A 13368-nucleotide genomic window follows, 5' to 3' on the forward strand; every position below is an offset into this window, starting at 1 on the left:
TTCGTGCGGCTCTGCCGGCTCCTCCGTCGCCTGGATCCCGACATCGCCCACTTCATCACGCTCCGCGCCGTGCTGTACGGATCCATCGCGGCCCGCCTTCTCGGAATCCCGGCCGTGGTGAATAGCATCACCGGCCTCGGGCACCTGTTCACGGATGACGGGTGGTCTACGCGCACTCTTCGATGGGGCGTCCTGCACGGACTCCGGGGGGCCCTGGGGCATCCGAACCAGCGGACGACGTTTCACAACCCGAATAACGCCGCCCTCTTCGTAGACCGGGGCCTCGTTCCGGAGGACGAGGTGATCGTCACCCCCGGGTCTGGGGTCGATCCGGAGCAGTTTTCCTACGCCGACGAGGCGTCGGTGGGAGACGACGGGCCGCTCGTCATGCTGGCCACGCGGTTGATCTGGCCCAAGGGCATCGAGGGGTTCGTCGAGGCAGCTCGTCATTTTCAGAACAACGGAACGTCAGCGCAATTCGCCCTCGTCGGTGACACAGACCCAGAGAATCCGGCCTCGGTGGCGGAAGAACAGGTACAGGCCTGGAGCGAGGCGGGCCTCATCGACTGGTGGGGCTACCGTCCGCCCGCGGAGATGCCCCGGGTGCTCCGGCAGGCCCACGTCGTGTGTCTGCCGTCGTATTACCGAGAAGGCGTTCCGAAAGTCCTGATCGAAGCGGCGTCCACCGGACGGCCGATCGTCACAACCGATGTGCCGGGCTGCCGGGAAATCGTCGACGACGGTGAAAACGGATTCCTCGTGCCCCCTCAAGACCCGAGTGCCCTGGTGGATCGCCTCCACACGCTTCTCCATGCGCCCCTGCTGCGCCAGAAAATGGGACGAAAGGGGCGGCGTCGTGTAGAAGACACGTTCACCGCCGACCGGGTCGCCACGATGATCGTGAATGCGTACGATGATCTCCAGAACGCAGTCTCTTGAGCCCCCCATCTGCCCGGAACCTGAACCCAGACCACGGGGATGCCCATTGTGGTTCCGTGGTGCCGCACATGCCTTCCGCTGGACGCTGTCGCCCCAATGATTCGGTTTTCGTCTGTTCCTACACAGCTTCTCTCCGGAGTGTCGACTCTGGGACGGGGGGGGCTCCTTTTGATCGTCGTGGTTGGGGGATGGGCGAGCCTGGGCGCCGCCATCACGACGGTTCACGCCCAGCAGGCGACTGCCTCCTGCACCGATACCCTCACCGCCGCCGAAGAGACCTACCGCAACCGCAATTACCAAGAGGCCGTGGATCTCGCGTCCGAGTGCACCGACGCCGAGACGGTGGCGGACAGCACGGCCATCCGGGCCCACCGGATTATCACCCTTGCCTCGCTCCGCCAGGGGGCCCTGGTGCAGGCCCGGTCGTCCATAACCAGCATCCTGCAGATCGATTCGGACTACACGGCCGATCCCGTCGACGACCCGCCCGCCTACGACTTGTTCGTGTCCATGGTGCGGCAGGACGTGACGGCGGACGACTCAGAAGACGCAGTCGCGTCGGAGGAAGTGCCCTCCCCGGAGGACGAGCCGTCGGACGCGTCGACGACGCCCGCTCGCCCGCCGCCGGATCGGGCCGGGGGCGGCCTTTTCCTGAAACTGATCGGGGTTGGCCTTTCGGATTATACGGGAGACCTTCCGATTCAGAACGCCGGACACCCCTTCGACCTTCAAGAACTTCGAACCGGATCTGGATCTCCCTACGTCTTTTCGTTTGAGCTCGGCTATCAGTTTCCGACGAATCTAGCCCTCGTTCTTGGCTTCCAGGCCGGCAACTACCCAATCATCGGATACTCCACGGGCAACAACGACATCTCGGACTCCTGGCGCTACACGCCGCAGCTTTTGGTCCGGTACACGTTTGGAAATCCTGGCCGGTCAGTCGCGGTCTACCTGGACGCCGGGGGCAACGTGACTTTCGGGGGCGAAGGGATTGCGAGGCCCGGCTTTGGGCCCTCCGTGGGCGGCGGCGTCGACATTCCTTTGGGCGACGCCTGGTCCTTCTTCGTGGAGTCTCGGTTCAACCTGACCCTGCCGGACGACGCCATCGACGGCACTGTCTATCCCGACGACGCTTTGGAGGACGGCCCCACTCCACACGGGAGCATCACCGGGCCGTTCGATTCGGTGAACCAGCTCCTCGGCATCGGGCTCCGGGTTCGATTTGGGGGTGCCGCGGGCGGGGCCGCCGCGCAAGAGTAGCCCGGAAGGCCGGGGTGTCCCTCCCCGGGTTGCCGCACTACGCCGCCTCCCCCAGCGCCGCGGTGACCTCGTCGGCCGCCTCCTTCAGCAGCACCGCCGAGCGGAGCGACAGGTCGCTCTCGTCGAGCAGCCGCTTGCCCTCCTCCGCGTTGGTGCCCTGGAGCCGCACGATCAGGGGCACGTCGATGTCGATGTTGTGGGCCGCCTCGAGGACGCCCTGCGCCACGCGGTCGCAGCGCACGATGCCGCCGAAGATGTTGAGGAGGATGGCCTCCACGTTCGGGTCCTCCAGGATGATGCGGAAGCCCGCCTCCACCGTCTCGGCGCTCGCCGCCCCGCCCACGTCGAGGAAGTTTGCGGGCTCGCCCCCGGCCAGCTTGATGATGTCCATCGTCGCCATGGCGAGGCCGGCGCCGTTGACCATGCACCCCACGTTGCCGTCGAGCTTGATGTAGCTGAGGCCGTGCTCGCCGGCCTTCACCTCCATCGGGTCTTCCTCGTGGAGGTCGCGCATCTCTTCCAGGTCCGGGTGGCGGAAGAGGGCGTTGTCGTCGAGGTTGACCTTCGCGTCCACGGCTTCGATCGCGCCGTCCGGCGTCTTTACGAGCGGGTTGATCTCCGCGAGCGTGCAGTCGCTCTCCTCAAACGCCCGGTACAGGCTCTGAATGGACGAGACGGCCTGCTTGAAGGCGTCGCCCTCCAGACCCATCGCGAAGGCGAGCTGGCGCGTCTGGAACGGCCGCAGGCCGATCGACGGGTCCACCCACACCTTCTGAATTTTTTCGGGCGACTCCTCGGCGACCGTTTCGATGTCGACGCCCCCCTCGGTGGACACCATAATGGCGTTCATACTCTTCTCGCGGTCGAGGGTCACGCCCAGGTAGTATTCCTGCTCGATGTCGACCCCCTCGGTCACGAGGATCTTCCGCACCTTCTGGCCCTCCTCCCCGGTCTGGTGCGTCACCAGGTTCATGCCCAAAATGTTGCCGGCGTGCTCGCGGACCTCCTCGACGCTGTGGGCCAGCTTCACGCCGCCGCCCTTTCCCCGGCCTCCGGCGTGGATCTGTGCCTTTACGACAAACAACGTGGCGTCGTTGTCCGTCTCGAGCGTGCGTGCCGCGTCCACGGCCTCGTCAACCGTCTCGGCCACGATGCCCTCCGGCACCGAGACGCCATGGTCGCGAAAAAGACCTTTTGCTTGATATTCGTGGAGCTTCATGGAGTTGGGCGGATTGGATGAACGGCAGTTTTGTTGTGAAGTAAACAGTCGGGGCAGAGAAGGTCTAGCACGCTGCCCGTTTTTGCGGGGTGTTCGCAAGGACATCGCCCGAGGACGTCGCCCGCCTCTCCCTCCTGCCTCCTGTACGGCCCGTCGGCATGACGACCTTCGAGTGGCACATTGTGAAGCGGCTGGCGAAGGGCTTCGTCCTGTTCGTCGGGGCCCTCATCGTCTTCTTTATTGTGCTGCACTGGGTCGAGTACAGCGACGACTTTTTGGATCGGGGGGCCACCATCCAGGAGGTCTTTACGGTCTTCTACCCCAACTACATCCCGGAGATCGTCCGCCTCACCTCCCCCCTGGCCCTGTTTCTCTCCTGCATCTACCTGACCGGCACCCTGGCGCAGGAGCTCCAGCTCATTGCCCTCCAGACCTCCGGGGTCTCCCTCTACCAGCTCATGCGGCCCTACGTGGGGGTGGGCCTGTTCGTCACGGTCTTTATGTTTGGGTTCAACGGGTGGGTGGTGCCCAAGACGAACGAGGTGGTGGTGCGCTACGAGAACGAGTACCTGCCCGGCAGCCAGACGAGCACCCAAACCAGTGAGCTCCATCGCCGCAACGGCCCCAACAGCATCCTGTCGGTGGGCTACTACGACTCGGACCGCAAGCGCGCCCACACCGTGTCGCTCCAGCAACTGGCCGGAGACACCCGCCTGGCCCGCCGCGTCGACGCCCATCGGATGGAATGGGTCGACTCCCTTGGGGTGTGGCACCTGGACGACGTGACGCGCCGCACGTTCGTGGAGGGGGAAGCGCAGCGCAAGCAAACCGTCGCCTCCCTCGACACGACGCTCCAGATCTATCCCCGCGACCTCGCCCGCTCGAAAAATGACGTGGCGGCCATGACCATCCCGGCGGCCTCGGAGTACCTGGCGGCCCTTCGGCGGTCCGGCGTCGGGGGGCTCACGCGGCCGCTAGTGGCCTACTACAACAAATTTGCCTACCCCTTTGCCAACCTGATCCTCCTCCTGATCGGGGTCCCCATCGCCTCCACCCGGCGGCGCGGCGGGCAGGCCGTCCGCTTTGCCGTCGGGCTCTCCGTCGCGTTCGTCTACCTCTCGGTCCAAAAGCTCGCGGAGCCCCTCGGGTACGCGGGCACCCTCAGCCCCGCACTCACGGCCTGGCTGCCCCACGTCACGTTTGCCCTTGTCGCGCTGGTCGTGCTCTGGTGGGCCCGGAAATAGCCGGTTCTGCTCCGGGAATTCGCCGCCGCCCGAAACCGTTTCCCGTCATATTATTTTTACAGGCTGCGGCCCGGCGGGTTTGTTCACGACCGGCCTCCGTCCCCTTCGTCACGTCCGCTCAGCCTCCTCCCTCCCCATGTGGCACGACAGCGTTCTCGGCACCATCGGAGACACGCCCCTGGTTCGGCTGAACGAGATTGGCAGTGATCTCGCTCCCACCCTCCTCGCGAAGGTCGAGTTTTTTAATCCGGGGGGATCGGTCAAGGACCGGATTGGACGGGCCCTGATCGAGGCGGCCGAAGAGGAAGGGGACATCGAGCCGGGCGGCACGATCATCGAAGGAACCAGCGGCAACACGGGCGCGGGGCTTGCCATCACCGCCATCGCCAAGGGATACCGGTGCATCTTCACGACCACCGACAAGCAGAGTCCGGAGAAGGTGGATGTGCTCCGGGGCCTCGGCGCCGAGGTGCTGGTGTGCCCCACCAACGTGGAGCCGGACGACCCCCGCAGCTACTACTCCGTGGCCCGCCGCCTGTCCGAGGAGATCCCCAATTCGATCTACCTGAACCAGTACGACAACCCCGCCAACGCGCAGGCCCACTACGAGACCACGGGGCCGGAGCTGTGGGAACAGACCGACGGCCACATCACGCACTTCGTGGCGGGGGCCGGCACGGGCGGCACCATCAGCGGCACGTCGCGCTACCTCAAGGAGCAGAACGAGGCCATCGACGTGATTGGGGTAGACCCCCGGGGGTCCGTCTTCCACAAGTACTTCCACGAGGGCGTCTTCGACGAGGACGAGATCTATCCCTACTTCACCGAGGGCGTGGGCGAGGACATTCTTCCCGAGAACATGGACTTTGACGTGGTCGACGACTTCGTGAAGGTGAACGACAAGGCCGCCATGCAGATGACGCGCCGGCTGGCCCAGGAGGAGGGCCTCTTCATCGGGCAGTCCTGCGGGATGGCCGTGGCTGGGACCCTGAAGTGGATCAAGGCCCACCGCGACACTCTCTCGTCGGACGACGTGGTGGTCGTCCTGCTCCCGGACTCGGGCTTCCGCTACCTGTCGAAGACCTACAACGACGACTGGATGCAAAACCACGGCTTCCTGGAAAAGAATCCCGACGTCACGGCCGACCAGGTGCTCAACATTCAGCAGGGGGAGACCGACGTCATCGCTGCCGCCCCGGACGACGAAATCGGCGCCGTGATCGAAACGATGACCGAGCAGGGGATCTCGCAAATGCCCGTCCTCGATGCCGACCGGGAGGTCGTCGGCAGCATCACCGAGACCCGCATCCTCAACGAACTCATCGAGGACCCGGACTCCCGCAAGGCCCCCGTGCGCGAGATCATGGGCGCCCCGTTTCCGGTGGTCCCCGCCTCGCTGCACCTGGATCATCTCTCCGCCTACCTGGAAGAAGATGCGGGGGCCGTCCTGGTCGACCACGGCCCCGACAGCCGAGACGGCTATTCAATTCTGACCAAGAGCGACCTGATCAGCGCACTCGCCAACGTCGGCCAGAGCAACGGCAACGGGGCCGCGTAGCGGGGCCCGGATCGCCCCTCGCCTTTCTCTCATTGTGCAACGCCCTCGCCGCTCGATGTCCGACGTTGAGTCTCCTCCGCCCTCCTCCAAGGAGATCGCCGCTACGTTCTCGTCGCCGCGCTCCGAAGACGTCCCCACCCAGACGGTGCGGACAAGTCGCCTCCGGATGCCCGATTACGACGGCCTCTCCGAAGACACCGAGGAGCTTACCGTGGACGTAGACAGGGACACGGCCGAGGGCGCCTATGCCAATTCGGTCCTGGTGCGAACCTCTCCCGAAGAGGTCGTGCTCGACTTTGTGCGGGTGGTGCCGGGGACAATGGAGGCCCGCCTGGAAAGCCGGGTGATCGTGCCGCCCCAGAATGCTGAACGTCTCCTCGACGCGCTGGCGGAACACTTCACCCCGACGGACGGGCCCGACGCCACTGATTCCTCTTCTGCCGACTCTTCCATGGGAGACAACAACTTCGACCCGGGCTCGCTGGCCTCGGGGAACGGCCATGCCTCGCCCAGGGAGGGGGCCTCCGACCCGGTCCCCACCGTGGAGCCTGAACTGCTGACGGCCACCTTTTCGCTCTCGGGGGACGCGCTCTACTGCAACAAGCCGTGGACCTCCATCCTCGGCACCCCCGACCAGCCGTGGGCCCGCCTGTCCGAAGAGGAGCAGGAGATGGCCGAGTCCGCCGTCCTGCGGGCCCGCAAGGGCGCCCTCGTGACCAACCGGCTCGTGTCGGCGCAGACGCATCACCGCGAAGAGCCCCTCCCCGTCCTGCTCAACTTTATCCCCGTGCACGACGACGCGTCCGGGGAGGACAGCCCCCAGGCCGTCACCGCGAGCGGCGAGGTGCTGGCCGAGCCGCCGTCCTGGATGCTGAGCCAGACCCAACGGCATCGCATGGAGACCCTGGGCCGCATGACAATGGGCGTGGCCCACGACCTGAACAACCTCCTCAGCGGCCTCATCGGCCATATCGAGCTGCTCAAAGACCAGGCCGAGCGCGCCTCGCTGACCGACTCGATCCGCCCCTCCATCGATACGATCGAGACGACGGCCGAGGACGGCGCCGCGCTCATCGAAAAGCTGCAACGCTACATCCGCCACGACACGCAGCAGCACTTCGAGCCCCTCAACCTGACGGACCTGATCGAAGACTGCATCACGCTCACGGAGCCGTACTGGTACAACGAGCCGCGCCGTCAGGGCATCGAGATTACTGTGGAGACCGACCTCGAAGACGTGCCGGACATTGTGGGCGCGGCCTCGGAGTTGCGCGAGGTGTTTGTCAACCTCATCCTCAACGCCGTCCAGGCGATGCCGGAGGGCGGCCTGCTCCGGTTTGAAACCGACACCACCCGGGCCGGACAGGTGTGCGTGGAGGTCAGCGACACGGGGATCGGCATGAGCAATGAGGTGCAGCAGAACATCTTCGAGCCGCTCTTCACCACGAAGGGCGACGACGGCACCGGGATGGGCCTGGCGGCCAGCTACGGGATTGTGCAGGAGCACGAGGGCACCATCGACGTCTCGTCCGAGCCCGGCGAGGGCACCCGGTTCACCCTCACCTTTCCTCCCGCCGAGGGCGAGCCCGCGCCGCCCCCTGTCGACGACTCGCCCGACGAGACGACCACGCCCGACGGGGTGTCCATCCTGGTGGTCGACGACGAGGAGATGGTCCGCTCCACCGTCACGCGCCTCCTTACCCTCAGCGGGCACGAGGTGAGCCGGGCCGCATCGGGCGCCGAGGCCCTGGAGATGTTTTCTCCGGACCGGTACGACGTCGTGTTCACCGACTTTGGGATGCCCGAGATGACGGGCGCGGAGCTGGCGCACGCCCTCAAAGACGAAGCGCCGTCCCTTCCTGTCATTCTGCTGACGGGCTACACCGAGACGGAGGCGGCCCACGACAACGTGGACGGCATCCTCTCGAAGCCCTTCAAGCGCGACGACCTCGATACGGCCATCCAGAAGCACGTCTTCTCTGCGTCTTGACCCCCGTGCCGCGTCGGGCCCCTACTGAATGCGGAGCATGAGCCGGGCGGTCTGCACGTACGTGCCCGCCTGGCTGGGGGCCCGCCCCTCTTCGAAGGCGTGCACGGCGTAGTCGAGGTGCACCGCTCCGAACTGGAGGCCGAGGCCGCCGGTCGGGTACCCCGCGCTCAGTCCTGCCCGCAGGGTCACCCCCTCCACCACCTCGGCCCGGGCGCCCAGGTGAACCCGCGCGAGGGGGTGTTGCCGGTCGGTGCCGTAGCCCTGATAGTCGGCCGCGACGGCCACGTCGTCGAACACCGAGGCGGAGGCGAGGCGATACGCGACCCCCACGCGGTACGAGGGCCGGAGCCGAAAGAGGCGCCGCGCCCGGGTTGCTTCCCGATCCGCCGAGCCGGGCTCGACGGACCCCGGCTCGGCCACGAAGCCGTCCAGAAAAGGAATCTGCGGGGCCCCGCCGTACGTGTACTCGTAGCGGCTGTCGAGCAGGTCGTAGACCGCCCCCCCGACCGAAAAGCGCCCGGCGAACGGCCACCACGGAAGGGTGTAGAGCCCCCCGAGGTCGACCTGGATCGTGCTTCCCCGAAAGAGCAGCGCCGTCTCGTCGGGGGCAAAAGCATCCAGGGGCTTGTTTTCGAACGACAAAAACCGCCGCGCTCGCGTCACCGTCCCCCCGACCGATGCGCCCGGCAGGCCCACCGCCTCCAGATCGAACCCGAGCGCGAGGACGGCCATAACGTCCGTCCGGCTCAACAGGTACGCCTCCGGCACGCCCAGCCCCGCATCGTCCAACCGGTAGTTCAGCGACGTCTTCGCGAACAGCCCGCCCCCAATGCCGATCCCGCTCGTCGAGTACACGAAGGACGGAACGACGACGGCCCCGGTCCCGCGGACCGGCCGACGGCCCTGCCGCTCGGCGTCCCGGTACAGGGATTCAAGCGCCTCCGCCTCCAGTTCAAAGTTGGCCTCGATGGCCGGCCGAAGGCGATCGTTGAAGAACCGGACCTGGTCCCGCAGGTTCTGGCTCGCGGCGGCCTGCATCCCCACCACGGTGAAGTACGAAGAGATGCGGGGCAGGTGCGCCGGGTTGTAAAAGAAGGGCCGATCCGGGCCAGAGAGGGCCACGCCCGCGTCCCCAAAGGCACGTACGCTCGGCGACGGCACGAACGAGCGCTCGGTGAAGCGGTTGTTCTGGGCGCCCGCCGTCCCCGCCCCTACGGCAAGGAGCGCGCACAGCACCACCATCGTGTAGCACGGGAGGCGCATGGGCCCTACGAGCAGTCGATGCGGGCACGAATCACGTCGTCGAGCGTGCGGAGGCGCTCGCCCAGGACGGAGCCCTGCGCTCCGTCGGTCGACTGGGTCCGCTCTCGGAGCCACTGCGCCCCCTGCCGTGCGGCCTCGCCCAGGCGACACAATGCGCCGTGGACGCGCCGGAGGTCCGCTCCCGTCGGCGCGCACGCGAAAAGGGCCCCGTCGGACGCGGGTTCGGGGTCGAAATACAGGGTCCCCTGCACCTCCCCGAACACACGGTCTGCCGTCCCGACCTGCCGGGCCACCGTCGTCACGCTTCCCACCAAGAACCCGATCCGACGCAGGCGGGGGGCGGCGGACGCGAAGCCGCCGTCTCTGTTCTCCAGCGCCCCCGCCACGACGAGACGCCGGACGCGTTCCACGACGGGCGCGTACCCGGTCAGCTCCTGGATGGGCTCCGCCCCCAGGGACACGGCGTCGTAGCGGGTCGACGACGCAGGCCGGGCCCCATCGGTGCACGTGGTTGCCGTCCGGGCACCACGCTCCGCGGCCGACGCCCCCGAGGGCCCACCGGCCCCAATAAGGTGCTCCGCGGCCCGCCGCAGCGCAAAGACATCAAGCCCACGGTCCGCGTACAGCGCATTGCCCAGTCCCACCCGCACCCGAACGTCGGTCGAGTCTTTCTCGAACGCTCGCTCGTACAGCCGGACCGCTCGCGTCGTGTGTCCGGCCGCGAGGGCCGTCCGGGCGTCCTCCACAAGCGCATCAACGGTCTCGGGGGACGGGACGAGGCCGCCAAAAACATTGCACCCGCCCAGCACCACGCCCAACAGAACAAGGCCGCCGATTGCTCGCCCCAGCGTCTTTGGGATGCGGTGCGCGGAAACAAAGGGATCCATGAGCCACGCCGTGCAACAATCGCCGAGAAATGAGGGCCGGGATCAGAGAGGTGTGTTCTGTATCGGGGCCTGCCGGCCTTTCCCTGGCGAGGGCCAATGAACGGTCCGGACACTGTGAGCGAAGAAGCAGCGGGGCCGCTACGCGTCCGACTCCGACTCCCGACGCGGGGTTTCCTCAATGACGCGGGCCTCTTCGATGTTCGGGTCGAGCTCGCGGTCGAACGCCTCCTTCGACTCGGCAGCGATCTTGGAGACCCGTTCAGCGGTCGCGTCAACCAGGTTGGCCGTCACGCGAAGAAGGGTGCCGCCGGCGTATACCGTCTTCCCAAACCAATTCAGGTCGTGAGGCTCTTGCCGTTCTGTCGGACGGTCCGGGGGCATGTGTCGAGAGGGGTCGATCAAAAAGAAATCCGACCGCTGCCGCGAGGTTCGCACTCACGGCGGGGGCTACGCGTCGGGGGACGTCTCTCCTTTCGGGGCCTGCCGCTGGGCCGTCTCCGGCTCGGCAGCACCCGGCCCCGTGTCCTGCGACGCACACGAGGATTGGGAGGAACGGCGGGCAACGCCGTGGAGCCCCTCGGCCAGCATCTTTCCCGCCTGCTCGATGCTCCGTGCGAGGGCGGCGGCAGAGGCCTCAATGAGAAACTGGGCCTGCTGCTCCCCCTCCATCTCGTCGAAGCGGCGGCGCGTCTGTTCGTAGGCGTCGTCGGTCGGCATCGAAACGAACTGTTTGGCAAAGGGCCTCGTTTGGAGTGTGTTGCGTCAACGCATGCACCGTCGAAGCACACGATGTGGACGGGCAGTAGGAACAGATGGTTTCCCGATCGAACGGCCCAGTATGGCGTCTTCCCCCCCGACCGACGATCCCGACGGCCCTTTCCTCGAAGGGGTCGTCACGAGCTCCACCGGCAGCTGGTACGATGTGCAGGTGGGAGACCGGACCATCCCGTCGCGGATGCGCGGCCGGTTCCGCCTGACCAAGCAGGACGTGACCAACCCGATTGCCGTCGGGGATCGGGTCACGCTGCGTGTGACGGAGGAGGACCAGACGGGGTTCATCACGGAGATCCACGAGCGCACGAACAAACTGAGCCGGCGTGCGGCGGGGCCCCGAGAGGGCCAGGAGCATATTCTCGTCGCCAACGTCGATCGCATCTGGAGCGTGCAGGCCGTGCAGCGCCCGGCCTTCAACCCGCGCTTTCTGGATCGACTCTTGGTCGGGGCGGCCGTTCAGGACATCCCGGCGGGCCTCATCCTCAACAAGGTCGACCTGATGACGCAGGACGACCTGCCAGAGGTCATGGACCTCCACCTCCGGTACGCCGACCTCGACTATCCGGTGCTGGCGACGAGCGCCACGGAGGGCCTTGGGCTGCATCGGCTCCGAGACGCCTTCAGTGGGCAGGTGAACGCCATCACCGGCCCCTCCGGCGCGGGCAAGTCCACCCTCCTCAACGCTCTCGACCCGGCCCTGGACCTGCGAACGGGCCCCGTGAGCACCACGACGGAGAAGGGGACGCACACCACCACCCACGCCGAGCTGCACGCCCTCGCAGACGACAGCTACGTGGTGGACACGCCCGGCGTCCGGGAGTTCGGGGTGCGCGACGTGCATCCCAAAGACCTGGCCTACTACTTTCCCGACCTTGCCCCCCACGTCAACGCCTGTCAGTTTCCGGACTGCACGCACGACCACGAACCCAACTGCGCGGTCAAGGCCGCCGTGGAGCGGGGCGACGTTCACCCCGAGCGGCATGCGAGCTACTTGGCCATTCTGGAATCCCTCCGCGAGGAGCAGGCGCCGGAATACTGACGCGCGAATTGCCCGAAACTGCGTCGCGCGCTCACGCGCCCCGGCTCATGAGTCACTCTCGCACCTTCTGCGTGGCCTCGTCGCCCTTTTCGGCCAGCAGGTCGAGGGCGTCGTCCATCGTCACATCGTCGATCGACTGGTCGTCTTTGAGGGAGGCGTTGGTGCCGTCGTGCTTTACGTACGGCCCGTAGCGTCCATTCCAGACCTCCACCGGCTCGTCGCTCCCCGGGTGCGGCCCAAGCACCCGATCCGGCTGGTTGCGGTTCTCCTTGCGCCGAATCAGTTCCACGGCCCGCTCCAGCCCCACCTCCAGTACATCGTCGCCCTTCTGCAGCGACGCGAAGGTCCCCTCGTGCCGCACGTAGGGCCCGTAGCGGCCGATGTCGGTCTCGATTTCGTTTCCCGTCTCCGGGTGTGTGCCGAGCGTCCGGGGCAGGTCGACAATCTGAACGCCAAGGTCGAAGTCGACGTCTTCAGGCTCCACGTCCGGCGGCAGCGAGACCCGCTTCGGGTCGTCCTCCTCCTCGTCGTCGCCAAGCTGGACGTACGGGCCGTAGGGGCCGGACTTCAGGAGCACCGGCTTGTTGGCCTCCGGATGGATGCCCAGCACACGGTCCCCCCGGTTGGCCTCTTCCAAGATCTCGCGCAGGCGCTCCTCCGTCGTGTCGCCCGGGGCCAGATCGTCGGGCAGGGACGCCGTCACGGTGGAGCCCCTCAGCTCGCCCTCCACGTAGGCCCCGTACTTGCCCACGCGCACCACGTAGTCGCCCCACTGATCGGGGAACGCCATCTCGCTGATCTTCTTGGGGTCGATCTCATCGAGCCCCTGCTCCACGCGCGCCTCCACCCCCTGATCGCCCTTGTAGAAGTCTTGCAGATAGGGGGTGGGCTCCTTTCGTCCCCGCGCAATGTCGTCAAGCACGTCTTCCATCTCGGCCGTGAAGTGGACGTCGACCAGCGGCTCGAACTGGGCCTCCATGAGGTTATTCGTGGCGAAGGCCGTGAAGGTGGGGACGAGCGCGCTGCCCTTCTTCCGCACGTAGCCGCGTTGCTGAATGGTGCCGATGATGGACGCGTACGTGGAGGGACGGCCGATGCCCTCTTCCTCAAGCGTTTCAACCAGGGAGGCCTCCGTGTAGCGGGACGGCGGCTTCGTTTCGTGCCCGAGCGGCTCCACCGACCGGACCTGGAAGCC

At 66.7% G+C, this 13368-nt stretch carries 12 protein-coding genes; 6 read left to right on the forward strand and 6 right to left on the reverse strand.

Annotation, left to right across the window (positions count from 1 at the left end):
• Both V5A20_RS10185 and V5A20_RS10190 read left to right on the forward strand, forming a co-directional pair.
• A partial coding sequence (locus V5A20_RS10185) for a glycosyltransferase family 4 protein (RefSeq protein ID WP_332327259.1) occupies nucleotides 1–939 on the forward strand: 939 nt, incomplete at its 5' end.
• A 138-nt stretch (nucleotides 940–1077) separates the two neighbouring features.
• Nucleotides 1078–2199: a hypothetical protein gene (locus tag V5A20_RS10190; protein WP_332327260.1), complete on the forward strand. Its 1122-nt coding sequence runs from the start codon at nucleotides 1078–1080 to the stop codon at nucleotides 2197–2199.
• 37 nt (nucleotides 2200–2236) lie between these two features.
• On the opposite strand, the gene sucC is transcribed toward V5A20_RS10190, so the two are convergent.
• Nucleotides 2237–3418, reverse strand: coding sequence for an ADP-forming succinate--CoA ligase subunit beta (sucC, locus tag V5A20_RS10195; protein WP_332316255.1), 1182 nt, complete (start codon nucleotides 3416–3418; stop codon nucleotides 2237–2239).
• Between the two features lie 158 nt (nucleotides 3419–3576).
• On the opposite strand from sucC, the gene V5A20_RS10200 reads away from it, so the two are divergent.
• The 3 genes from V5A20_RS10200 to V5A20_RS10210 all read left to right on the forward strand — a co-directional run bounded on the left by V5A20_RS10200 (nucleotide 3577) and on the right by V5A20_RS10210 (nucleotide 8210).
• The gene (locus tag V5A20_RS10200; protein WP_332316254.1) at nucleotides 3577–4662 is read left to right on the forward strand and encodes an LptF/LptG family permease; all 1086 of its coding nucleotides are present in this window, start codon (nucleotides 3577–3579) and stop codon (nucleotides 4660–4662) included.
• 136 nt (nucleotides 4663–4798) lie between these two features.
• Entirely contained in the window at nucleotides 4799–6220 is a 1422-nt protein-coding gene (locus V5A20_RS10205) for a cystathionine beta-synthase (RefSeq protein WP_332316253.1), read from the forward strand.
• A 55-nt stretch (nucleotides 6221–6275) separates the two neighbouring features.
• A complete protein-coding gene (locus tag V5A20_RS10210) occupies nucleotides 6276–8210 on the forward strand; it encodes a DUF3467 domain-containing protein (protein WP_332316252.1) in 1935 nt (644 codons plus the stop codon).
• A 21-nt stretch (nucleotides 8211–8231) separates the two neighbouring features.
• On the opposite strand, the gene V5A20_RS10215 is transcribed toward V5A20_RS10210, so the two are convergent.
• From V5A20_RS10215 to V5A20_RS10230, 4 genes are all read right to left on the reverse strand, one after another.
• Nucleotides 8232–9473 carry a hypothetical protein gene (locus tag V5A20_RS10215; protein WP_332327261.1) on the reverse strand — a complete coding sequence of 414 codons (1242 nt, stop codon included), beginning with the start codon at nucleotides 9471–9473 and terminating at the stop codon, nucleotides 8232–8234.
• Nucleotides 9474–9478: 5 nt separating this feature from the next.
• Nucleotides 9479–10360 carry a hypothetical protein gene (locus tag V5A20_RS10220; protein ID WP_332327262.1) on the reverse strand — a complete coding sequence of 294 codons (882 nt, stop codon included), beginning with the start codon at nucleotides 10358–10360 and terminating at the stop codon, nucleotides 9479–9481.
• 138 nt (nucleotides 10361–10498) lie between these two features.
• Nucleotides 10499–10741 carry a hypothetical protein gene (locus tag V5A20_RS10225; RefSeq protein ID WP_332316249.1) on the reverse strand — a complete coding sequence of 81 codons (243 nt, stop codon included), beginning with the start codon at nucleotides 10739–10741 and terminating at the stop codon, nucleotides 10499–10501.
• Nucleotides 10742–10807: 66 nt separating this feature from the next.
• Nucleotides 10808–11077 carry a hypothetical protein gene (locus tag V5A20_RS10230; RefSeq protein WP_332316248.1) on the reverse strand — a complete coding sequence of 90 codons (270 nt, stop codon included), beginning with the start codon at nucleotides 11075–11077 and terminating at the stop codon, nucleotides 10808–10810.
• Between the two features lie 121 nt (nucleotides 11078–11198).
• Here V5A20_RS10230 and rsgA point away from each other — a divergent pair, with 121 nt between their 5' ends.
• A complete protein-coding gene (gene rsgA / locus V5A20_RS10235; RefSeq protein WP_332327263.1) occupies nucleotides 11199–12173 on the forward strand; it encodes a ribosome small subunit-dependent GTPase A in 975 nt (324 codons plus the stop codon).
• A 52-nt stretch (nucleotides 12174–12225) separates the two neighbouring features.
• Here rsgA and V5A20_RS10240 read toward each other — a convergent pair.
• Nucleotides 12226–13368: topoisomerase C-terminal repeat-containing protein (locus tag V5A20_RS10240; RefSeq protein ID WP_332316246.1), on the reverse strand; the 1143-nt coding region annotated here is incomplete at its 5' end.

The organism is Salinibacter sp. (assembly GCF_036626415.1).
Taxonomy (GTDB): Bacteria; Bacteroidota; Rhodothermia; order Rhodothermales; family Salinibacteraceae; genus Salinibacter.